The organism is Janthinobacterium sp. TND4EL3 (genome assembly GCF_900156175.1).
Lineage (GTDB): Bacteria > Pseudomonadota > Gammaproteobacteria > Burkholderiales > Burkholderiaceae_D > Janthinobacterium.
Genome location: NZ_FTMV01000002.1, coordinates 28,556 through 50,835, shown reverse-complemented (window position 1 = coordinate 50,835; position 22,280 = coordinate 28,556). Strand labels below are relative to the sequence as shown.

Here is a 22,280-nt window from a genome sequence, read left to right as displayed (position 1 = left end):
GTCACCACCAGGCGCCGCGACACACGCCAGGTACTCTCCACTTGGGGTTTGGTGGTATCGAAAATGGAGCAGAATTGGACCCGACACAGCTACGTCCGCCGGACATCGGATCAGACGACTTGAAAATGCATCGGTCTGTTGTTCTATCAGTTCTGGACAAGCATGGCCACGTATCGGGCACAATTACCCATTCTATCCTGAGCCTGGCCTGACAAAATCAAAATAGTCGTGAGTACGAGGCAACTGCAAAGGCGACAGGCATCCCTACACGAAGTCGGGGCCACAACCGAGGCAGAAAGTATCGCAGGCAGCAATTGACCGTGCACAGCAGGCCATGCTGCATGCCTTAATACTTGCTCTGCCAGGTTACGCTGATTTCCTTCGGCCCCGGATTGATGGACAACCCAGACTTGCTCTGATCGCGTTGCGCATGCCACAGCCAGCTACCCACAGCATAACCGAGGATGCTTCCCGCGACGGTATCGGATACCCAGTGCTTGCGTCCGGCGACACGGCCGGCTGAACCGAGCGCCGCCACGCCATACAACCACGGTGCGTCATATTCTTGGGCAAACGGCGTCACAGCAGCAAAGGCGATTGCCGAATGACCGGAAGGGAAGGAAGCATCCGAGCGTGATTTTCCGTCTCCGACGCTACTCCAAGGCCCACGGTCCTCCTCTGGACGGGCACGGCCAACCGCATATTTCCCCACCAGGGCCAGGCCCGTCGCCGCCGCCACCGATTGCATGGAAATAAGACCGATATTTTGCAGGCGGTCATCACCCAATGCGAAAGCTGCGCCGGCCGCTCCCACCAAGGCGAAAGGCATGGCCTTGCCAAACTTGTCCCAGTTGCGGAGCGCAGCTGACTCCTGATGTTTTTTCACGAAGCGATCAACAGGCTTGTCAGCCAACGCCGAGGCCACCACTACGCCACCGATCAGGGCAGTGGCCTTGACCCACTCGGCCGGTTGCGGCATAGCTGACGAGGACTGCTCAAGGCGCGCGCGCATCGCTGGCCATGGGCTGACAAAGGGTCTGTCCGGCGGATTGACGGCGGGCAGGTTCTGTTCATCCGGACGCTCGGCAAAGTTGCCCAATCCATCATAACTATGCATGTCGGCACGCGGTCGCTCGAACATGTCGTACAGGTCGCCGGGAGATGCCACCATCTGGCCCACGTCGCGCGTCCATGGCGAGATGGCGAAGCCGGCAGTTGACTGTGTGTCCATCGGCAGCATGCTGTTCAACGGAATGGACAGGAAAACACCTCGGTCCTGATATGGCTTCGCAGGCGAGCCCGGGCTGGTGATATCGTTGCCGTTCGTATGCGTGTACCAGGCACCCACTTCAATGCCGGACTGGAAGCGACGCTTGAACTCCATGCGCACACCCATGTCTTTCGCCAGGAAGCGGCCGGCACGCGCAGTCACGGTGATATCGTGCGGCAAGCGGTAATGCACGGAGCCAATCGCCGTCACCGTCTTGTAGTCGAGTGAGTCGAACAAACCCTTGTAGCCACGCTGTTGCAAAGCATCAACGGCCAAATCTGCCGCCCAGCGACTATCTTTCGGCAAGTACAGCACCTGGCCACCAACACCCCGGAACATGTCTTCATACAAGCCCGCCGACAAGCGGGTATATACGCGTTCGGCAGGATTGTCGTATTTGTTCAGCAATACGCGGCTCAGCGAGAAGCGTCCGCCACGCATGTACTCCGCCACATCCGTGCGTACGTGTGGCAAGTTACTATTCGATGCCTGAGTAACGCCTGACACCGTCTCCAGCAACTGCAGGCTGGCGGCGCTATTCAGGTACAGTCCGTCGCCGAGGCGGCGGTCATAGTTGGCGACTGCTGAAATCGAATAGCGGAAGGCGCCGCTCGGATCGTTGAAGAAGAATCCGACCTTTGGGGCAATTTTGAAACGGTTGGCTTCCCGGTCCAGCGACTTGATCTGGATTACATCACCATCCAGGCCCACGCCTACTGCCAGCTTGCCGTCGTCCTTGAGGACGTTGGCAGCCGTGGCAGGTGCAGCATCGGAGCCGGCCGGAGCAACCGCGGCCGGCACGGAGGCAGTGGCCGGAGCGAGAGCGGCTGCTGGTAGAGGGGCTGGCGCCTGCACGGAAACGGGCGCCGCGGCAACAACTGGCACAGGCTTGTCGAGAAACTCTTGCAGCCAGCCTTGCTGATCATCGCGGATAACGTCGCTTTTTTCCGGGTAACGCAGCAATACAACGTTGAGGAAATCCTGACGATCAATCTTGCCAGCCAAATAATCGTTCAGCTTTGGCAGATCGAAAAATTCGTAGGTGGCAATCGGCTGGTCCAGCTTGGTATATGTAATACGCAGGGTCGTGACACCCTTCGGTGTGAAAGCGACGGCCGTGCGCGCCGCGCGACCGACGGCACGGCCAAGGTTTGAAATACGGCTGTTGGTCAAGCTGAGGCTGAGGACATTACCCACTTGCTCGACGCGGATATTCTTGTAATCCTGCTTCACCAAGGCGTTGACCAAATCGGCGCCATAGCCGGCGTCGCGGTGCCATTCTTCCCGGCTTGGCAGCGGCGGCGGATTCTTGTCGTCCACAAAATAAGACGGTTCATACACCTTGGGAATAAACTCGCGCTCACTAAACGGGATGCTGACAAAGGCATTCAGACTGAACTGGTCGCGGTTGCGTGCCGCTTGCAGGGCAAGCCATCCCCAGCGATACTCAAGGCCTACTGAAGCGCCCTTACCCCGTTTACCAGCATTGGTTTCGCTGGCGCGGTAGTCACGCTGATAATTTGTCGTATCGTATTCTGCCACCACCGACCAGCGCGGTAATGCCGTCGGCGTCCAGCGCGCGCCAGCAAACAGGCCGTCAGGACGCTTGCGCGCGTAGCCAAGGCTCGCTTCAATATTCTTGCTGGCGCCAAAAGTCTTGGTGGCGACGACATAATTCCCCTTGAACAGCTCGGTGCCGAACAGGTCCGTCATGCCAACGGCAACCGAAGGGAGCCATTCCCCCTCTTGCCACAGCCGCAGTTTTCCGTCGACAACCTTGTCCTTGTAGCGGCCATAGCCGCTACCATACTCGCCGGGCACATTAGTAAAACCTGGAATACCTGTTATCGATACATAACGCCCTGTCATTTGCAGGAAAGGCAGGATATTCGCCGTCGCCCATAACTGGCCATACGGACTATCGTAGCTATACCCAACACTGAAAGTACCGTCGGTTTCCACCACGGCGCTGGGCATATTGATATAACCCGATTGACCGCCGTGATTCGGTGTAGCGGCAATCGCCGATGGCGCGCCAAGCATCATGCACCCACACCAGGTATATTTAATTGATTTTCTGAGTACGCTTAACAAATCCGGCTACCTAAAATATCCTGCACTGGAATTCCTGACATTCTATTCAGAAAATCAACGAGCCTGAAGGGACGTGAATACAACGAAAAAAGGCCAACCTGCTGGCATTTTGTAATGCCATGCATTGGTTCGCCACTAACAACGGGCATTCCCAGTCGGCCGGTTAGCCATGCCGCCTGGAATTTATGTCGCAGGATTTTAACATTGTTTTCTTGTAGCAAATGCTTAACTTGTCTGGCTTGCGCCACACCTGGCAACAAGATGCCAGCAGCGCCTGCAGCTTTGCAGAACACCAGGCAATCACTTTAAGCTGCCGAAGACTTTACCGATAATCTTGCTGCCATACGCAAGCGGATCGCTGCGAATGGCTTTTTCCTCTTCGCCAATCATCAGGTACAAGCCATCGAGCGCGCGGTCGGTCACGTAGCCTTCAACGGTCGATTGCTGCTGCGGCACCAGTCCCGACTTGCCGATCTGGCTCATGGTGCTGTTGTACTTGCTGGCCAAGCCGGAACGATCCGTGACAGACTTCACGATGGGCAGGAATTTGGCGGCCAAGGGGGCCGATGTTTTTTGACGGAAAAAGTCAGTCACCGAGGTGTCGCCACCGGACAGGATATTCTTGGCATCGGTGACGCTCATCGACTTGACCGCGTCGAGCAGCAAAGGCTTCGCCATGGGCACGGCCGATTCGGCGGCCCGGTTCATCGACACCACCAAGTCATCCAGTTGCTGCCCGCGGCCCGTCATTTTCAACAGAGGCTTGGCTTGCTCCAGGATGCCGGGCAGCTTGATTTTCACCTTGTCATTGTTGAGGAAGCCGTTTTCGACGCCCAGCTTGGCCACGGCGGCGGACGAGCCTGCTTCTAGCGCCGCCTTCAGGCCACTACTGGCCTCCTGGTTGGTGAGGGATGCCAAGGGATTGGCCGCCCCGGCGGCAGACGATAGCAGCGCCAGCGCGCACACGATGGCAACTGGGCGGCAGGAAAGGCAGGTCGGGCGCATATTCTTCCTTTGTTGAAATGCAGCAAGTCACGGGACGATTTTGCTTGCTTAGCATAACAAAACGCCAGCGATGGCAGCGACTTTTCTCGCAGGCAAATCGTCTCCATTCCTGTATGGAGGGAGTGGAAGATACAGCAAATCTTGTTGTATTCACGCACGTTTGACTCCCCGTGCCAGCAAGACGACAAGCGGACATGGCTATGAGGATGGGCCTGCGGTGTATGAAACGCATATCCATATCCACATATATTCGTTCGTCAAAGTTAACACTCTAGCTACGCTTCGAGCCTGTATTCATTTCTACCAAGGAACGGCTCATGAGCAGTAGCAAGCGACAAATGCGGTTGGGGGCATTTTTGCAGGGTGTCGGGCATCACATTGCCGCTTGGCGCCATCCCGACGTCGATCCGGCCGAAGCAACGCAGCTGGAACCGTTGAAGCACCTGGCGCGCGTGGCCGAGCGTGGCAAGTTCGACGCCATCTTCTTTGCCGATACGGTAGGCTTTCCAGAAGGCCCGCCCGCGCTGCTGGCACGCGCCGCCCTGCCATATTATTTTGAGCCGCTGACCCTGCTGGCAGCCCTGTCCGGGGCCACGAAGCATATCGGTCTGGTCGCCACCACTTCCGTCACCTACCTGCACCCGTTCCACTTGGCGCGCAAATTCGCCTCGCTCGACCATATCAGCGGCGGGCGCGCCGGCTGGAACCTGGTCACCTCGGGCACGGACTGGGAAGCGAAAAGCTTCGGCCTGTCTGCGCAAGTGCCGCACACGGAGCGCTACCAGCGCGCGCGCGAATACGTCGATGTCGTCAAGGGACTATGGGACAGCCTGGGCGACGATCCCTACCTGTTCGACCAGGCCAGCGGCAATTTCTTCGACCCGGCCAAGCTGAAAGTGCTCGAACACGAAGGTAAATACTTCAAGTTGCGCGGCGCCCTGCAATCGCAGCGTCCCGTGCAAGGCTATCCCGTGCTGGTGCAGGCCGGCTCCAGCGAGGATGGCCAGGAACTCGCGGCTGCCACGGCCGAACTGGTGTTCACGGCGCAGCAGACCCTGGCCGGCGCGCAGGCCTTTTACAGCGGCCTGAAGGCCCGCCTGGCGCAGCACGGCCGCGGCAGCGACGAGCTGCTGATCCTGCCCGGCGTGATGCCCATCATCGGGGCCACCGAGGAAGAGGCCAAGGCCCGCTACGACCAGCTGCAGGACTTGATCGACCCTGCCATCGGCCTGGGCCTGCTGTCCGGGCTGACAGGCGTGGATCTGAGCAAATATCCGCTCGACGAACCGTTCCCTGACCTGCCGCTGGGCGAAGGCTGGCAAAGCCGCGTGCAGCTGTTCATCGACATGGCAAAGAAAGACAACCTCACCCTGCGCCAGGTCTACCAGCGCGCCGCTGGCGCGCGCGGCCATCGCGTCATCTGGGGCACGCCATCCTCCATCGCCGACCAGCTGCAGGAATGGTTCGAGCACGGCGCCGCCGATGGCTTCAATATCCTCGCGCCCACCTTCCCGCATGGATTGGAAGCGTTCGTCGACCTGGTCATCCCGGAACTGCAAAGGCGCGGCCTGTTCCGCACCGAGTACAGCGGCCACACCCTGCGCGAACACCTGGGCCTGGACCGTCCAGTGGGACTGGCGGCATGAGCGCCGCCGCCTTGCCCGCGACGCCGCCAGCGCCAGCATCGGTACCCGCGGCTGTAGCAGCGCCAGCGAACGACTACCTGTTTGGGCGCCGCCGCACGGTACAGACTTTCAGCCTGCTGTGCTTACTGATGGTGTTCGATTTCGCCGACCGCATGATCCTCGCCGCGCTGATCCCGTCCATCAAGGCCGAATGGCACATCACGGACGCCACGGCCGGCATGCTCAGCTCCATCCTGACCTTGGGCATGGTGCTGTGCGCGTTTCCCGCCTCGATCGCCATTGAGCGCTGGAGCCGCGTCAAGACGGCCAGCATCATGGGCGTCGTCTGGAGCCTGGCCTCGGCTGCCGGCGGCCTGGCGGGCAGCGTCACGCAACTGGCCGCCAGCCGCGCGCTGGTGGGAGCAGGCGAGGCGGGCTACGCGCCCGTGTCCTACACCTGGATCAGCGCCGCCTTTCCCAAGCGCCGGCGCCAGCTGGCCCTGGGCCTGTTTTCTTCCGCGCAACCGATCGGCATGGCGCTGGGCGTGGCGCTGGGCGGCTATGTCGCCACGCATTACGGCTGGCGCCACGCGCTGGGCATCATGGCACTGCCAGGGCTGCTGATCGCCCTGTGGCTGTACCGAGGCCAGGATTACCAGACCGTCAGCGTACGCGAAATTGCCGGAAAATCCCCCGCTGAGCCGGCGCTGCGCGGCCGGCTGGCCGTCATCGCTGGCACCCCGTCGCTGGTGTTCGCCTACCTGAGCGCGGCCATGGGCACCCTGCAATGGGTGCCGGCCGTGTTCTTCCTGCCCACCTACCTGAACCGCTTCCACGACATCCCCGTGCAGCAGGCCTCCTTCATGACCAGCGGCGTGATGCTGCTGTCGATCGTCGGCGTGCCGCTCGGTGGCTGGGTCATGGACCACTACAACCGCCGCAATGAGGTGGCCAAGCTGCTGTTCCCGATCGTCGCCTCGCTGGCCGCCACCATCATGCTGGGCAGCGCCTTCGGCATCGTGCACGGCCTGGCATGGCAATACGGCCTGGTAATCGCCGGTGCCTTTGTCGTCTCGGCCGCCGGCACGGGGCCGCTGGCGATGACGCAGGAACTCGTGCACCCGGCGTTCCGCCCTTTTTCCGCCACCTGCGCCGTGGTCACCCTGCACCTGCTCGGCTCCGTACCCGGCCCTGTGCTGGCGGGCCTGCTATCGAACCACTTTGGCCTCAACGACGCCCTGCTGTACCTGGCGCTGGCCGGCGGGGCGCTGCAGCTGACGACCTTGCTGCTGGCACTACGCTACTACCGGCGCGACCTGCGCAACGTGGCGCAGCACCAGTTGCAGCCCTTGTAAAAAACACCGATGATCACGCTAACAACAGGCTTAACGATGTCCAAGAAAATCCATCACCTCACTCTGACTTCCGGCGCGCTGCTGATCGCCGCCGTCTTCGGTCCCCTCGGTGCCGCGCGCGCCGATGATGCACCAGCCGCCACGGAACCTGCATTGCGCGACGGCGGCGAAGTGCAAAGCATCACCGTGACGGCGCGCCGGCGCCAGGAAAAGGCGCAGGACGTGCCGGCGCCGATCTCCGTCGTCAGTGGCGCCCAGCTGGAAGCACAGGGCTTGTATCAGGTGCAGGACCTGCAGCAGGCCTTACCCAACGTCACCTCGCAATTTTTGCATGCGCGCCAGTCCAGCGTGGCCGTGCGCGGCATCGGCAACAACACCGCCAATGAAGGCCTGGAAGGCAGCGTCGGCATCTACCTGGACAACGTCTTTCTGGGCCGTCCCGGCCAAGCCGTCTTCGACCTGCTGGACCTGGAACAGGTCGACCTGCTGCGCGGCCCGCAAGGCACCCTGTTCGGCAAGAACACCACGGCCGGCGTGCTCAATATCAGCACGCGCCTGCCTACTTTTGAAAAGGAAGGCCACTTGGAAGTGTCGCTGGGCCAGCGCGGCTACCGTCAGTTCAAGGGAGGGTACTCGGGTCCCGTCAGCGACACGGTGGCCGTGCGCATCGCCGCCTACGACACGCACGACGATGGCTGGCTGAAGAACCTGCAGGACAATCGCCGCTTCAATGAAATCAACCGCAAGGGCGTGCGCGCGCAGGCGCTGATCAAGCCAAACCAAAATTTCAGCCTGCGCCTGATCGCCGAACACAATGAGGAGGATTCCAGCACCGGCACCCTGGTGCCGTACGCCTACGGCCCGCTGAACCGCGGTGCGCCCGGCGGCAGCCTGCCGAGCAACGCCACCAACTACGGCCTGTGGCTGCAAGCCAAAGGAGCGAGCAAGGTCATCTTCAATCCATACGACTACAACGTCAGCATCGACGAGCAGCAGCAGGCCAAGGTAAGGCAGAACGCCGTCTCGGCGGAAGCGAACTGGAAGATCGGCACAGGCGCCGACACGTATGCGCTGACCTCGATCACGGCCTGGCGCGACTGGCGTTTCGAGCCGAAGAACGACCTCGATTCGAGCGATTTAAAAGCATTGACCGGCGGCTTCAGCACCAGCGAGCACCAGTTCTCGCAAGAGCTGCGCCTCGCTTCGCCGACGGGAAAATCCTACGACTATGTGCTGGGCGCCTATGTCTATCACCAGAAGAGCGCCAGCTACAACCACTACGACACGGGCCCGCTGGCGTCGGCCGTCTCGGGCGGCGGCTACCCGAACAACAATCTGATGTCGGGCCATGGCGAAGCGCAGACGGACAGCTACGCCGTGTTCGGACAGGAAACCTGGCACCTCGCGTCCAGGCTGGACCTGAGCGCGGGACTGCGCCTGAACTCCGAACGCAAGCAGGGCCGCGTGTTGCAAAACGCGCTGGGCAATCCCTCGCCCTACACGGCCTATCCGATCTTCGCTTTCTGGGATTCCGGCAAATTGAGCCGCACCGACAAGAACGTGGCCAGCCTGCTCAACGCCAGCTACCGGCTAGAACGCGATGTGCTGACCTACGCCACCTTCTCGCAGGGCGAGAAATCGGGCGGCTACAACGTCAACGGCGTGGCCTCCGTCGGCTCGGCCTTTGGCGTGCAATCGATCATCATCGAGCCTGAAAAGGCGCGCAACCTGGACCTGGGCATCAAGACGGCTTGGCTGGACAGCCGCCTCACCGTCAACGCGAATGTCTTCATCACCAAGGTCAAGGATTACCAGGGCATCACCAACGTGCCATATGCGCCGCTGGCCAGCTATATCGGCGTGCTGACGAATATCGGCGACCTGACCAGCAAAGGATTCGAATTCGATGCGCGTGCACGCTTGTCGCGCCAGCTGGACGTGAGCGTCAATGGCGCCTACACCAGCGCCACCTTCGACAACGGCACGGGGCCGACGCCGTTCGAAACTTTCAATGACCTGGGCAATCCGCTCAATCCCCTGCAAGGCTATGGCAAGGGCAGCCGCGGCATCGCCGGTAACCGCGTCAACGGCGCGCCAAAATGGATCCTCAACACCAGCGTGCAATGGCGCCAGAAACTCGGCGCGCAGGTGGAGCAGTATGCGAATGCCAACCTGGCACTGCGCTCGGACAGCTTCGGCGACATCAACAACTCGCGCTACTCGCGCCTGCCCGGCTATGGCCTGGTCAACGCCAGCGTGGGCTGGCGCGTGGGCCAGGGCGACGCGCGCTGGGATTTTTCGCTGTGGGCGCGCAACCTGTTCGACAAGCGCTATTTTCTTGGCTTGACGGGCGTGGGCACGAATGCCTACGCGGCGTCGGCAGGCCAGCCGCGCACGGTCGGCGCCAGCGCGCGCTACGACTTTTAACGGGTGCTAATCGGCCAGCGCCGCCAGGCGCTGGCGCACCTGGAGCAAATCTGTTTCACGCATGCGCGCCGCTGTCTGGCGCAGCGATTTTTCCGCACCGGCCACGCCGGCCGCCGCCGCCATTGACAGCCAAATATACGCCTGCTGCAAATCGAGCGGCCCGCCCTGCCCGCTGGCCGCCATCAGGCCGAGATTGAACTGGGCCCGCGCATGCCCCTGGCGCGCAGCCAGCGCATACCATTCCCAGGCGGCGGCATAATCCTGCGGCACGTCCTGGCCATTGTCGTGGCGCAGTCCCAGCGCGAACTGCGCCAGGCTGTGACCTTGCGCGGCGGCGCGGCAATAGCAGGTGCAGGCCTGCTGCCGGTCAGGCGCCGGACCATCGTCGCGGTCGTGCAGGACGCCCTGCATGTACTGCGCTGGCGCGTAATCCTGCTCGGCCGCGCGGCGGTACCATTCCAGCGCCAGCGCCAGATCCTGCGGCACGCCCTGGCCATGTTCATAACGCAGGCCCAGGTCGAACTGCGCCCGCACGTGGCCCTGTTCAGCCGCCTTTCGGTACCAGTACACTGCCTGCGCCACGTCTTCCGGCATACCTTGCCCATGTTCGTACAAGAGTCCCAACTGATACTGGGCGGCGGGAAAGCCCTGCTCCGCCGCCTGGCGGTAGCACGATTGCGCCTGTGCGTAATCGTGCGCGCCATGTTCATGATGCAGGCCCAGGTTATGCTGAGCTGCCGCATGCCCCAGGCCCGCCGCCTTGACGTACCAGTCGAGCGCAGCCTGTTTATCGCAAGGCACGCCCTGGCCATTGTCATAGATCAGCCCCAGGTTGAACTGCGAGCTGGCGTGCCCCTGCTCGGCCGCGCGCCGGTACCACATGATCGCTTGCCCGCTATCTTGCGGCAGCACCTCGCCATTTTCATAGCGCAGTGCCAGGTTGAACTGCGCGGGCGCATAGCCCTGTTCGGCCGCCTTGCGCAGCCAGGCCGTCGCTTGCTGGCGATCCTGGCGTACGCCCTGGCCATTGTCGTAGCGCAGGCCCAGGTTGAACTGCGCCCGTGCATAGCCCTGCTCTGCGGCCTTGCGGTACCAGGCGATGGCTTGTGCGAAATCCTGCGGCACGCCTTTGCCATTGTCGTACATCATGCCCAGATTGTTTTGCGCGCCCGCGTCACCCTGCTCGGCCGCGCGGCTGAACCACAACATGGCCTGGGCGCTGTCCTGCGTAATGCCCTGGCCCTTGGCGTACAGCCAGCCCAGGTTGTACTGCGCCGCCGCATAGCCCTGCTCGGCCGCCTGCTGATACCAGTGCGCGGCTTGCTTGAAGTCCTGCGACACACCCTGGCCCTTCTGGCACATCACGCCCAGATTGTACTGCGCATGTTCGAGCCCCTGTGCCGCGGCCAGCCCATACCAATGCAGCGCCTGCGCATAGCTTTGCTCGGCGCCCTGACCATTGAAGTGCATGAAGCCCAGGCTGTGCTGGGCATTCGCGTTGCCCTTTTCGGCCAGGCCTTTCAGGCGCAGATAATCAGCCGTGTAATGTGCGGCCGTATAACGGGGATCGGCAAGCGGCATGGATCAGGCCTCGATAGCCAGCGTCTGAGACGTCGCAGGCACGGCATCAGCGATCAAGCGGTTCTGTTCCTGCAGCACAGCAATGAAGCTGCCCAGCGATATGGGCCGGTGGTACAGATAGCCCTGCATCGTGGTGCAACCCTTGTCCTGCAGGTAGCGCGCCTGGCCTTCCGTCTCCACGCCTTCGGCGATCAAATGCAGGCCCAGTCCCCGCGCGATCGAGATGATGGCCAGAATCACGGGATAGTGTCCGTGCTCGTCGTGGATTTCCTTCACAAACGACTGGTCGATCTTGATGGTGTGGATAGGGAAGCGGTGCAGGTACGACAGCGAGGAATAGCCGGTGCCGAAATCGTCGATGGCCACAGAGACGCCCAACTGGCACAATTTGTTCAACTGTTCGATCGCATACTGCGGATTGCGGATGCAGATGTTTTCCGTGATTTCCACTTCGATCTTTCCCGGCGCGATGCCATAGCGCGTCAGCGCGCCACGCATCTTCTCGAAAAAGTCGCCCCGGTCCAGGTATTGCGGCGACAGATTCAAGGACAGGCGCACGGCTTCGCCGCCGGCGGCATCCCACTGCACCAGGTCGCGGCACAGAGCGCCCAGCATCCAGTCCGAAATCGGCAGCATCAGGCCGTTTTCCTCGGCGAACGGCAGGAATTCACCCGCCGTCAGCAAGCCCCGCTGCGGATGGTTCCAGCGCATCAGGCCTTCGGCGCCAACGATGCGCCCCGTCGTCACGTCGACCTGTGGCTGGTAATACATCTCCAGTTGGTTCAGTTCCAGCGCCTTGCGCAGGCTCTGCTCGAGCGCGATCTTCTGGTGCGACACGTCGAGCATGGATTCGTGATAAAAACTGTGGCCGTTCTTGCCCAGCGCCTTGACCTGGTACATGGCGATGTCGGCGTGGCGCAGCAGCTCGTCGATGGTCTCGCCGTCGCCCGGATAGATGGCGATGCCGATGGATGCCGAAATATGCACCTGGTTGCCCTCAAGGTCGAACGGCTGGTGCAAGCATTCGAGGAACTTGTCGGCGATCATACGCGCATCCTGACGGTCACGCAGTTCCGGCAGCACAATGGTAAATTCATCGCCGCCCTGGCGCGCCAGGGTATCACCGCGACGCAAACAATCCTTCAGGCGCAGTGCCACCTGCTGCAGCAATTCGTCGCCCTTCACGTGGCCCAGGGTATCGTTGACCAGCTTGAAGCGGTCCAGGTCGATGAACATCACCGCCAGCTCCGTCAGCTTGCGGCGTGCCTGGATCACGGCCAGGCCCAGCCGGTCCTTGAACAGCATGCGGTTCGGCAGGTCCGTCAGGATGTCGTGGTAGGCCTGATAGGAGATGACTTCCTCGGCGCGCTTGCGGTCGGTGATATCGCGCGCCACGCCATAGGTGCCGAAATACTCCTGCTTCCTCGTTTCATGATCGAGGCTGTGGATGCCGATCGAGTTGAGCGGTATCGTCATCAGGGTGTTGTTGAAGGTGCGATCGCTACCGCTGCCACTATGGCACTTCAGACGCAGTTCCACGTTGCGCGAGGCGCGCTCGTCGAGGCGGCGTTCGTTGAAGGCATAGCGCGCCCGCTCCTGGTCCTCGTCGTGAACAAGGATGGAATAATGGCTGCCGATCAGCTCCTCGCGGCTAAAGCCCAGCAACTGGTGCACGCGGTCGTTGATGAAGGTGATGCGGCCTTCGTGATTCAGGGTATAGATGATATCGGGCGAACTGTCGACCAGATACCGGTACATCTTTTCCGAATTTTCCAGCTGCAGCGCGATGCGCTCGTTGTCGTATGCCAGCTTGCGCTGTTGCAGCGCATTTTCCACCGTCTTGAGCAGCTCCTCGCGGCTGTACGGCTTGCGCAAGTAATCGTAGGCGCCGCGCTTCAGGGCGCCGATGGCCGCTTCGATGCCGACGTCGCCGCTCATGACGATCACGTCGCCCTCGATGCCGCGCCGGTTGATATGGTCCATGATTTCATGGCCGCTCATGTCGGGCAGGCGCAGGTCCAGCAGGATCAGGTCGAAGCGCAGTTTCGATAAGTGCGCCAGCGCCTCGCTGCCGCAGGTGGCCGTGTGCAGCTGATAGCCGCGATCCTTCAGCAATTCATGCAGGGAAGCAAGCAGCCGGGGCTCATCGTCGACCAGCAGGATGCGCGGACTATTTTCCAGGTCAAACGGGGTAGCGAAGGAATTCATGGATGTTACAAAGATAGAGCAGTGTTGCCGGGCGCAGGCAGCGCGGCGGATGCGGCAGCGTTCTGCGGCTGGGGAACGGGCAGCAGGATTTCAAACGTGGTGCCAGCCTTGCCGCTGCGGCAGCCGATCACGCCATGCAGGCGCGTGACCAGCTCATGCACGATGGACAGGCCCAGACCGTGATGCGCGCCTTCCTTGCTGCTGCGCACGGGGGAAAACAGATTGGCCAGCACTTCCGGCGCCAAGCCGGCGCCATTGTCGCTGACGCACAGTTCCAGATACAGGCGTCGGTCGCGGTTGAGGTGCCCCCGATTGACCACGTCGATGCGCCCTCCGTCCGGCAAGGCTTCGACGGCGTTCTTCAGCAGATTGAGCAGGATTTGCTTGAGCGTGTCGGCATCGGCTTCCACCTCGCAAGGTGCGTCCTGCATGCGCGTGACCACTTCGATCTTCGCCGGCAGGAATTCGGTGGTGCGAAACAATCGCAGCACATCGTCGACCACGCGCGCGCAATCGGTCACGCCGCTGGCCGCTACCGGCTGCAGGTCGGCCAGGCCGCTGATCAACTGGCCAACCCGGTCGATTTCCTCGTTCAGGATCGACATTTCGCCGGAAACAGGCTCCTGCTTCTCCAATTTGTAATCAAGCACGCTCAGGTAATTCTTGATGATGGATAGCGGGTTATTCACCTCATGCACGACGCGGCGAGATGCTTCACGGTACTCCTCGGTCACGTGATCGAGCTGGCGCCGCGCCGCGCCGCGCGCACTGATCGCCGTTTCCAGCGCATGCGCGGCCTGGTTGCCGAACGCGCGCAGGAAGCCCTCGCGCTTCCGGCTGGCAGGAATCTGCCAGGCCGCCACGCCGCCTATCAGCACGCCCAGGCTGCGCTGGCCCGACGCCAAAGGCAGGCAAACCAGGCTATCCGTACCGAGGATGCGGAACAACTGTTCTTCGACGACGCCAAGCGCTGGCATATCGCTCGTCAGGAAGGCCGGACGAGACTCAAGCGCCGAGGCGGCCAAAAGCCCCCCCTTGGCCAACGGTATCGAGAATCCGGCCAGGCGCTGCTGCAGTTCGCCCGCCGCCACGCCGACGAGCGCATGTCCCGTGGGGTTTTGCAGCAGGATGACGGCGGACTCGAAATCGAACAGGATGCGCGCCGAGCGCGTGATGGCCTCCAACAGGCTGGTCTCGCCCTGCTGGCGGGCGAAGGTCTGTCCCACTTCCGATACCAGTACCATATTGCGCACGTCATCGGACAAGCGCTGCTGCACCGGATCGACGGGCGGCGGCGCGAACGCTGGCGGCACGACAAGATCGTCGGCGCCGGCCAGGTCGATGCCCAGGTGCTGCGCTGCCTGTTCCACCTGGCGCGCGACGCTGCCGACCAGGGTTTCCAGTACGTCTACCTCCAGCGCGCACAGGCGCGCGGCCTGCGTGATCGATTCCGCATCGTCGGCATGGCAGCACAGCAGGTGCGCCAGGCGCACGATGCGGATCAAGGGATGGCTCGCTTCCAGGCGCGCCAGCGGCTCATGGTGATACAGCACGCTGTCGGCCAGGAAGGAATCGAGATGCCAGCGTTCGATCAGCCAGGCGCCCGCTTCGGCATGCGTGATCTGCAAGGTGCGCTGCTCCACCGCGCACAGCGCGGCATCGTCACGCGCCGTGAAATTGAAGGCATATTCCTTCGGCGCCGTGGCCAGCAGGGCCAGTCGGCCCACGTTGTGCAGCAAACCTGCCAGATACGCCTCTTCCGCGTGCGGATAGGCCATGGCCTTGGCCAGCGCGCGCGCCATGACGGCGGCAGACAGCGAGCTTTTCCAGAAGGCGCGCAAATCGGTGCTGCCGGAATGGGGGAAGCTGTTAAAGGTCTGGAACACGGATTCGCTGATGACCAGGATCTTGATCATGTCCGTTCCCAGCGACACGAGCGACTGCTCCAGGCTGACAACCTTGCCCTGGCGGTGGTACGCAGAACTGTTGGCCACGCCGAGGATCTTGCTGGTCATGCCCGCATCCTTGGCAATCAGGGCGGCCAGTTCCGGCATGCCGGCATCATCGGCCTGCAGATGGGCGATCAGCTTGATGAGGATCTGCGGCATGGCAGGCAGGCGGGCAATCAGCAGGCGATTGCGTATATCTTGATCAGATTGATGCATCGTATCAGGCATTGCCGGTTTGAAAAGGAAGAGCGCTCAGCTGCGAAGCGCGGCCACGTTCAGAGGAATCCTCCACTCCTGTAACCAAAAAATAGACTGCCTGAGAGGATGCCGGGAAAAAGTCATCTCATCTTATCATAAGCGCCGGATATTACTTGCAATATAGAAAATTAAGTTGAAATAAATCCAGCGTTCTACAGTGGAAACTATGGTTTTAGTGAACCGAGCAAACGGTGGCGGAAGCGCCGCGAAATCAGCCACAGAGCCAGCGCCAGCGCCGTAAACGCCAACTGGCCCGACGCCAGCCACAGCACGGAACCGGACAACAGCGGCGAAATGACGCCGGCCACCACGGCCCCGAGCAGGGTACTTGCGAACGACTGGCACGAGGCCACCGTCCCGCGGATATGCGGGAACAGGTCCAGCGCCAGGAGGGTCGCGCCCGGCCCCACCAGCGACATGCCGAAGGTATAGAAAAACAGCGGCAATACCGACCAGGGCAAGGATGGCGGCAGGAACAGGTGATACACGACATTGACGCTGGCGGCGCACAGCAGGAAGGCAAAGCCGATGCCGATCTGGCGCGCGAAAGTGACCTTGCCGGCGATGCGGTTGGCGGCCAGGGCGCCCAGGAAAATGCCGCTCACGCAGGGGATGAACAGCCAGCCGAACTGCGACGGCCCCAGGTGCAATTGCTTGGGCAGCATTTCCGGTGCGGCCGTGATGAAGAGGAACAACCCCGCGAAATTGAGGGCGACAATGCCGGCCTTGATATGGAACAGGGGCGAGCGCAAGATCTGGCCATAGCTCGAGGCCAGGAAGCGGGGATTGAAAGGCTGGCGCTTTTCCATCGGCAGGGTTTCGGGCAGGCGCCAGTAGCAGAAGGCCAGCAGGACCACAGTATAAAACGCGAGGAACAGGAAGATGGAGCGCCAGTCGAACCAGATGACGATCCAGCCGCCCAGGATGGGCGCGACGGCCGGAGCAATGGAAAAGATCATCGTCACCAGCGACAGCAGGCGCGCCGCCGCCGCATCCGAATACAGGTCGCGGATGATGGCGCGGCTGATCACCACGCCGGCGCCGGCCGAGACGCCTTGCATGATGCGGAAGAACCACAGGTAGTGCACCGTGTGCGCCGAGGCGCAGCCCAGCGAGCCGATGGCAAACATCAGCAGCGACACCAGGATGACGTTGCGCCGGCCGAAAGTATCCGAGATAGCGCCATGCCACAGCACCATGCCGGCAAAGGCCAGCATGTAGAACGTCAGCGACTGCTGCACTTCCAGCGGCGATGCCTGCAGCGAACCCTGGATCGCGCCAAAGGCGGGCAGATAGGTGTCGATCGACAAAGGGCCCAGCATCGACAGCCCGGCCAGCATCATCGCCAGCGCACCGCGGCTGAGCGGCGCCATGTGGCTCGGCGTGGGAGGCGGAACGGGCGTGACCGGGTCGGGCGGCACATCGGCCGGAGGAGTGGGAAACATGGCGGGTCCAAAGTGGCGCGCGGACCGGTTACGGTCCGCGCGAGGTACTGCGTTACTACAAACGTCTACAGACTCCAAAATAGCTGATAAAACCGTCGCGAGCGGAAGGGAGGGGTGGCCGAGAAGCGCAGCCGTACACGAGTACGGCGAGCATCACAGGCCGCCTATCCCGATGCGCAGCAGGTTTGATCAGTTATTTTTTGGCTTGGCTTCTTCGCGGCGGTTGTAGCCGGCCACCATATCGAAGCGGAACAGACGGCATTCCAGTGCGCCGTTGAAGAATGGCGTCTTGCGCGCTTCCTTCAGACGCAGCAGCTTGGGCAGGCCCAGGTCGGCCGTGAACAGGAACACGGTCCAGCCGGCGAAGCGCTGCTTCAGGGTCGTGCCCATGGCCGAATAGAAGGACGTCGACAATTCATCTTCCGGAATGGTGCTGTCGCCGCGCACGCCGATACGCTCGCCGTACGGCGGGTTGGTCAGCATGATGCCCGGCACGTCGCTTGGCGGCTTGACTTCCTGCGCCTCGATCTGCTTCAGCGGCACGTCGAAGCGCACGCCGGCGCAACGCAGGTTGTGCCGCGTCATGGCGACCATGTCGCCCGAGATATCACTGCCGAAAATGGTCGGTTCGGCTGGCAGCGGATTGACCTTGATGGCATTTTTCATGGCATTCCACGGCGCCGGATCGAAATCGTGGAAGTTTTCAAATGCGAACTGGCGCGAGGCGCCCGGTGGAATCCCCTGCAGCATCTGCGCAGCTTCAGCCAGGATGGTGCCGGAACCGCACATCGGGTCGAACAGCACCATGCCAGGCTTCCAGCCCGATACGCGCAGCAGGCCGGCGGCCAGGTTTTCACGCAGCGGCGCGTCGCCCGTCTCTTCGCGCCAGCCGCGCTTGAACAGCGCTTCGCCCGAGGTATCGAGGTAGACGGTAAACGTGTGCGCGTCGAGGAAGCCGACGATGCGCATGTCCGGCGTCTTGGTGTTGACCGACGGACGCTCGTTGAACTGGTCGCGGAAGCGGTCGCAGATCGCATCCTTGATTTTCAATGTCGTGAATTCCAGGCTGCGCAGCGGCGATTTGACGGCCGTGACGTCGACGCGGATCGTGTGATGCACGCCGAACCAGCCTTCCCACGATTGCGCCAGGGTCAGGTCGTAAATGTCGTTTTCCGTCTTGTAGCCGGAATGGGCCATGCGCATCAGCACGCGCGAAGCGATGCGCGAATGCAGGTTGATGCGGTAGGCATCGAGCAGGTCGCCCGAGCAGTGGACGCCGCCCGGTACCTGGTTGTGGACCTTCATGGTCGCACTATCCTGGGCGATCTCGCCCAGTTCCTCGGCCAGCGCCGCTTCCATGCCGCGCGGGCATGGGCAAAAATATGAAGCCATGGTGTACCTTTTATCCGTTGAAAAACAATTAACTAAAAATTTCAAAACTTGTCGGATTACGCGCGCAGCGCTAATCCGACCTACATCCAATATCTTGCGCAGGTCGGCTTAGCCCACCAGAGCGTAAGCCGACAAACACCGCTGCCGACTGAGCTTGTCGGATTACGCGCGAAGCGCTAAACCGACCTACATTGACATCTTTCCATAATTATTTCGCCAGCGCGCGCTCGACAAAATCGAGGCGATCCTGGCCCCAGTAGCCTTCGCCATCGACGATGTACCATGGCGAGCCGAAGACGCTGGCGGCGGTGGCCGCTTCCGTATTGGCGTCGTATTCCGCCTGCACGCTGGCCGTTTCCGACGTTTTCAGCAACTGGCGCCCATCGAAACCGGCGTCAAACGCAATCTGTACCAGGGTTTCTTCGTCGCCGATATTGCGCTCTTCCGCCCACAGGCCGCGCATGATGGCGTGCGCCAGGTTCAGCGATGCTTCCACGCCGTGCGCCAGGCGCGTAGCGATGATCAGCTTGGCCGACGCTTCCGGCGATACGGGGAAAAACTTCGGCTGCAGATTCAAGGGCACCTGCAAAAAGGCCGACCAGCGCGCCAGCTCGGCCAGGCGATACGCCTGGCGCTGCGGTGCGCGCTTGGCCAGCGGCAAGCCGCCCGAGACGCTGAAGACCTTGCCCAGGTCGAAGGGGCGCACGTCGATCTGTGCACCTGTCTTCGCGGCGATGGCCACCAGGCGCGCATGCCCCAGGTAGGTCCATGGCGAGTGGGGCGCAAAGAAATATTGCACGACTTTGTTCTGGCTTGCACTCATCTCGACTCCCTTAGAAAGGCTTGACCACGACCAGCACGACGACGGCCAGCAGCATCAGCACCGGCACTTCATTAAACCAGCGGAACCAGGTGTGGCTGCGCTTGTTGAGACCTTTTTCAAACTTGCGCAGGATGGAACCGCAGGCGTGGTGATAGCCGAGCAGCAGCACCACGAACGTCAGCTTGGCGTGCATCCAGCCAGGCATCTTCATGCGGCCCTCGCCTCCACCGTACAGCATCCACATCAACGCCAGTCCCAGCACCATCGCCGGCAGCGCCAGCAGGGACATGAAGCGGTACAGCTTGCGCGCCATCAGCAGCAGGCGTTCGGTGGCCACGGTTTCCGTCTCCATCGCCAGGTTCACGAAGATGCGCGGCAAATAAAACAGGCCGGCAAACCAGGACATGACGAAGATGATGTGGAAGGCTTTGGTCCAGAGAAAGAGCATGGGATTCCCAGTGTCAGAGAGCTACAGAAATGAGAGCACGGGCCGCCTTGTGTGCCGCCCGCGAAGACGTACTACCTACGATGCTTACTTTCGTACTTCACCGTGGCCAAAGACCACATACTTGAGCGAGGTCAGGCCTTCCAGCCCCACCGGGCCGCGCGCATGCAGCTTGTCGTTCGAGATGCCAATCTCGGCCCCCAGGCCGTATTCGAAGCCGTCGGCGAAACGCGTCGAGGCGTTCACCATCACCGAGGCGGAATCGACTTCGCGCAGGAAGCGCAGCGCGTCGCTGTAATCTTCCGTGATGATGGACTCCGTATGCTTCGACGAATACCGGTTGATGTGGTCCATCGCTTCGTCGATGCCGTCGACCACCTTCACCGACAGGATGGCGGCCAGGTATTCGGTGGACCAGTCTTCCTCGGTGGCCGCTACCAGGTGCGGGTAGGCGGCGGCGGCCAGGATGGCATGGCTTTCCGGATCGGCGCGCAATTCCACCTGCTTGGTCAGGTACAGTTCGGCCAGTTGCGGCAGCACGGTCGGTGCGATGGCGCGCGCCACCAGCAAGGTTTCCATGGTGTTGCAGGTGCCGTAGCGGTGGCACTTGGCGTTGAAGCCGATATCGACGGCTTTTTTCAGGTCCGCCTTGGCGTCGATGTAGACGTGGCAGATGCCGTCGAGGTGCTTGATCATCGGCACGGTGGCTTCGTTCATCAGGCGCGCGATCAAGCCCTTGCCGCCGCGAGGTACGATGACGTCGACGAACTGCGGCATGGTGATGAGCAGGCCCACGGCGGCGCGGTCGGTGGTGTCGATCACTTGCACGGCATCGGCCGGCAGGCCTGCACCCAGCAAGCCCTCGGCTACCAGCTTGGCCAGCGCGCGGTTGCAATGGATGGCTTCCGAGCCGCCGCGCAGGATCGTTGCGTTGCCGCTTTTGATGCACAGGCCGGCCGCGTCGACCGTCACGTTGGGGCGGGCTTCATAGATGATGCCGATGACGCCCAGTGGCACGCGCATCTGCCCCACCTGGATGCCCGTCGGGCGGTATTTCATGTTCGAGATTTCGCCGATCGGGTCGGCCAGCGACACGATTTGCGTCAAGCCTTCGACCATGGTGGCGATGGCGGCGTCAGACAGGGTCAGTCGGTCGAGCATGGCCGGCGCCAGGCCGGCGGCGGCGGCCGCATCGAGGTCACGCTGGTTGGCCGCGCGCAGCAGATCGGCATCGCGCACGATGGCGGCGGCGATCAGGGTCAAGGCGCGGTTGCGTGTGGCGCTGTCGGCACGCGCCATGGCGCGCGAAGCGGCGCGCGCACGCGTGCCCACGTCCTGCATATATTCTGTGATGTCCATGCTCGTATCCATATAGTAAAAAACTAGCCTCGGGCGACCTTCAGTCCCAGTTGCAGCATGGCATCCCAGGCATCGCCCGCATAACCCTTGGCGCGCAGGCCCTTGATCATCTTGTCCACCTGCGCCGCCTGTTGCAGCGCCGCTTCCAGCACGGGCAGCGAAATGCGCCGCAGGGCCGGCTCCATCATGCGTTCGCGCGGCCCCCAGATGCGGTATTCCTTCAGCAGCGCGCCCAGCGGGCGCCCTTGCGCCATGCCGGCCTTCAATTTTAACAGCGTACGGATTTCCTCGGAGACGGCCCACAAGACCAGCGGCAGCGCCTCGCCCTCGCCTTTCAAGCCTTCGAGCATGCGTACCAGGCGCGCCGGATCGCCGGCCAGCATGGCCTCGGACAGCTTGAAGACGTCGTAGCGGGCCACGTTCAGCACCGCGTCCTGCACTTGTTCATACGTCAGCTTGCCCGCAGCGTGCAGCAAGCCCAGCTTCTGGATTTCCTGGTGCGCCGCCAGCAGGTTGCCCTCCACGCGCTCGGCGATGAAGTCGATGCTGGCCCGCTCCGCACTCTGCCCCTGCGCGGCCAGGCGCTGGCCGATCCACAGCGGTAGCTGCGCCCGTTCCACATTCGGAATCTCGATGTAGACGGCTGCCTGCTGCAGGCTGGCCACCCAGGCCGCCTTCTGCGTGGCCCAGTCCAGCTTGGGCAGGGTGATCAAGGTCAGGTTGTCGGGACTGAGGTTTTTCGCGTAGCTTTGCAGCGCCGCGCCGCCATCCTTGCCCGGCTTGCCGGTGGGGATGCGCAGCTCGATCAGTTTTTTATCGCCGAACAGCGACAGCTCCTGGTTCGCCGCCAGCAGTTCGCCCCACTTGAAACTGCGCTCCACCGTCAGCACGTCGCGCTCGGAAAAACCTTGCGCGCGCGCGGCACGGCGGATTTTGTCAGCCGCCTCCAGTGCCAGCAAATGCTCATCGCTGGTGATGACGTACAGCTGCGCCAACGGCTTGGCCACATGCCCATCGAGCGCATCTATCCGCAATTGCATGGCG

At 62.1% G+C, this 22,280-nt stretch carries 14 protein-coding genes; 3 read left to right on the top strand and 11 right to left on the bottom strand.

The window, feature by feature from the left end:
- Window positions 1-346: 346 nt before the first annotated feature.
- Window positions 347-3,364: a YjbH domain-containing protein gene (locus BXA07_RS03815; protein WP_244556178.1), complete on the bottom strand. Its 3,018-nt coding sequence runs from the start codon at window positions 3,362-3,364 to the stop codon at window positions 347-349.
- A gap of 300 nt (window positions 3,365-3,664) precedes the next feature.
- Entirely contained in the window at window positions 3,665-4,369 is a 705-nt protein-coding gene (locus BXA07_RS03810) for a DUF4197 domain-containing protein (RefSeq protein ID WP_076565790.1), read from the bottom strand.
- 317 nt (window positions 4,370-4,686) lie between these two features.
- Here BXA07_RS03810 and BXA07_RS03805 point away from each other — a divergent pair, with 317 nt between their 5' ends.
- Genes BXA07_RS03805 through BXA07_RS03795 form a run of 3 tightly spaced genes read left to right on the top strand, consistent with a single transcriptional unit; the run spans window position 4,687 to window position 9,776 of the window.
- On the top strand, window positions 4,687-6,015 hold the full coding sequence (locus BXA07_RS03805; protein WP_076565787.1) for an LLM class flavin-dependent oxidoreductase: 1,329 nt from the start codon (window positions 4,687-4,689) through the stop codon (window positions 6,013-6,015).
- Window positions 6,012-7,349, top strand: a complete 1,338-nt coding sequence (locus BXA07_RS03800; protein ID WP_076565785.1) for an MFS transporter — start codon at window positions 6,012-6,014, stop codon at window positions 7,347-7,349. Before BXA07_RS03805 ends, BXA07_RS03800 begins: the two co-directional genes overlap by 4 nt.
- A 36-nt stretch (window positions 7,350-7,385) precedes the next feature.
- Entirely contained in the window at window positions 7,386-9,776 is a 2,391-nt protein-coding gene (locus tag BXA07_RS03795; protein WP_076565782.1) for a TonB-dependent receptor, read from the top strand.
- A gap of 6 nt (window positions 9,777-9,782) precedes the next feature.
- On the opposite strand, the gene BXA07_RS03790 is transcribed toward BXA07_RS03795, so the two are convergent.
- The 9 genes from BXA07_RS03790 to holA form a co-directional block, all read right to left on the bottom strand.
- The gene (locus BXA07_RS03790; protein WP_076565780.1) at window positions 9,783-11,357 is read right to left on the bottom strand and encodes an SEL1-like repeat protein; all 1,575 of its coding nucleotides are present in this window, start codon (window positions 11,355-11,357) and stop codon (window positions 9,783-9,785) included.
- Between the two features lie 3 nt (window positions 11,358-11,360).
- Entirely contained in the window at window positions 11,361-13,565 is a 2,205-nt protein-coding gene (locus BXA07_RS03785; RefSeq protein WP_076565778.1) for an EAL domain-containing response regulator, read from the bottom strand.
- Window positions 13,566-13,570: 5 nt separating this feature from the next.
- Window positions 13,571-15,673: an HDOD domain-containing protein gene (locus tag BXA07_RS03780; RefSeq protein ID WP_244556177.1), complete on the bottom strand. Its 2,103-nt coding sequence runs from the start codon at window positions 15,671-15,673 to the stop codon at window positions 13,571-13,573.
- Window positions 15,674-15,936: 263 nt separating this feature from the next.
- A complete protein-coding gene (locus tag BXA07_RS03775) occupies window positions 15,937-17,217 on the bottom strand; it encodes a multidrug effflux MFS transporter (RefSeq protein ID WP_212592266.1) in 1,281 nt (426 codons plus the stop codon).
- Window positions 17,218-17,406: 189 nt separating this feature from the next.
- The gene (locus BXA07_RS03770; RefSeq protein WP_076565774.1) at window positions 17,407-18,576 is read right to left on the bottom strand and encodes a THUMP domain-containing class I SAM-dependent RNA methyltransferase; all 1,170 of its coding nucleotides are present in this window, start codon (window positions 18,574-18,576) and stop codon (window positions 17,407-17,409) included.
- 241 nt (window positions 18,577-18,817) lie between these two features.
- Window positions 18,818-19,432 carry a 2-hydroxychromene-2-carboxylate isomerase gene (locus BXA07_RS03765; protein ID WP_076565771.1) on the bottom strand — a complete coding sequence of 205 codons (615 nt, stop codon included), beginning with the start codon at window positions 19,430-19,432 and terminating at the stop codon, window positions 18,818-18,820.
- A gap of 10 nt (window positions 19,433-19,442) precedes the next feature.
- A complete protein-coding gene (locus BXA07_RS03760) occupies window positions 19,443-19,880 on the bottom strand; it encodes a CopD family protein (protein ID WP_076565768.1) in 438 nt (145 codons plus the stop codon).
- 84 nt (window positions 19,881-19,964) lie between these two features.
- The gene (locus tag BXA07_RS03755; RefSeq protein WP_076565765.1) at window positions 19,965-21,236 is read right to left on the bottom strand and encodes a glutamate-5-semialdehyde dehydrogenase; all 1,272 of its coding nucleotides are present in this window, start codon (window positions 21,234-21,236) and stop codon (window positions 19,965-19,967) included.
- A 23-nt stretch (window positions 21,237-21,259) separates the two neighbouring features.
- Entirely contained in the window at window positions 21,260-22,276 is a 1,017-nt protein-coding gene (holA, locus tag BXA07_RS03750; protein WP_076565763.1) for a DNA polymerase III subunit delta, read from the bottom strand.
- Window positions 22,277-22,280 lie beyond the last annotated feature (4 nt).

What these genes read in the sequence shown, in the direction of transcription:
- BXA07_RS03775 (WP_212592266.1), bottom strand. Translation starts at nt 17,217, where the DNA reads ATGTTTCCCACTCCTCCGGCCGATGTGCCGCCCGACCCGGTCACGCCC.
- BXA07_RS03810 (WP_076565790.1), bottom strand. Translation starts at nt 4,369, where the DNA reads ATGCGCCCGACCTGCCTTTCCTGCCGCCCAGTTGCCATCGTGTGCGCG.
- BXA07_RS03780 (WP_244556177.1), bottom strand. Translation starts at nt 15,673, where the DNA reads ATGCCGCAGATCCTCATCAAGCTGATCGCCCATCTGCAGGCCGATGAT.
- BXA07_RS03760 (WP_076565768.1), bottom strand. Translation starts at nt 19,880, where the DNA reads ATGCTCTTTCTCTGGACCAAAGCCTTCCACATCATCTTCGTCATGTCC.
- BXA07_RS03800 (WP_076565785.1), top strand. Translation starts at nt 6,012, where the DNA reads ATGAGCGCCGCCGCCTTGCCCGCGACGCCGCCAGCGCCAGCATCGGTA.
- BXA07_RS03755 (WP_076565765.1), bottom strand. Translation starts at nt 21,236, where the DNA reads ATGGACATCACAGAATATATGCAGGACGTGGGCACGCGTGCGCGCGCC.
- BXA07_RS03770 (WP_076565774.1), bottom strand. Translation starts at nt 18,576, where the DNA reads ATGGAAGCGGCGCTGGCCGAGGAACTGGGCGAGATCGCCCAGGATAGT.
- BXA07_RS03805 (WP_076565787.1), top strand. Translation starts at nt 4,687, where the DNA reads ATGAGCAGTAGCAAGCGACAAATGCGGTTGGGGGCATTTTTGCAGGGT.
- BXA07_RS03765 (WP_076565771.1), bottom strand. Translation starts at nt 19,432, where the DNA reads ATGAGTGCAAGCCAGAACAAAGTCGTGCAATATTTCTTTGCGCCCCAC.
- BXA07_RS03790 (WP_076565780.1), bottom strand. Translation starts at nt 11,357, where the DNA reads ATGCCGCTTGCCGATCCCCGTTATACGGCCGCACATTACACGGCTGAT.
- holA (WP_076565763.1), bottom strand. Translation starts at nt 22,276, where the DNA reads ATGCAATTGCGGATAGATGCGCTCGATGGGCATGTGGCCAAGCCGTTG.
- BXA07_RS03785 (WP_076565778.1), bottom strand. Translation starts at nt 13,565, where the DNA reads ATGAATTCCTTCGCTACCCCGTTTGACCTGGAAAATAGTCCGCGCATC.
- BXA07_RS03795 (WP_076565782.1), top strand. Translation starts at nt 7,386, where the DNA reads ATGTCCAAGAAAATCCATCACCTCACTCTGACTTCCGGCGCGCTGCTG.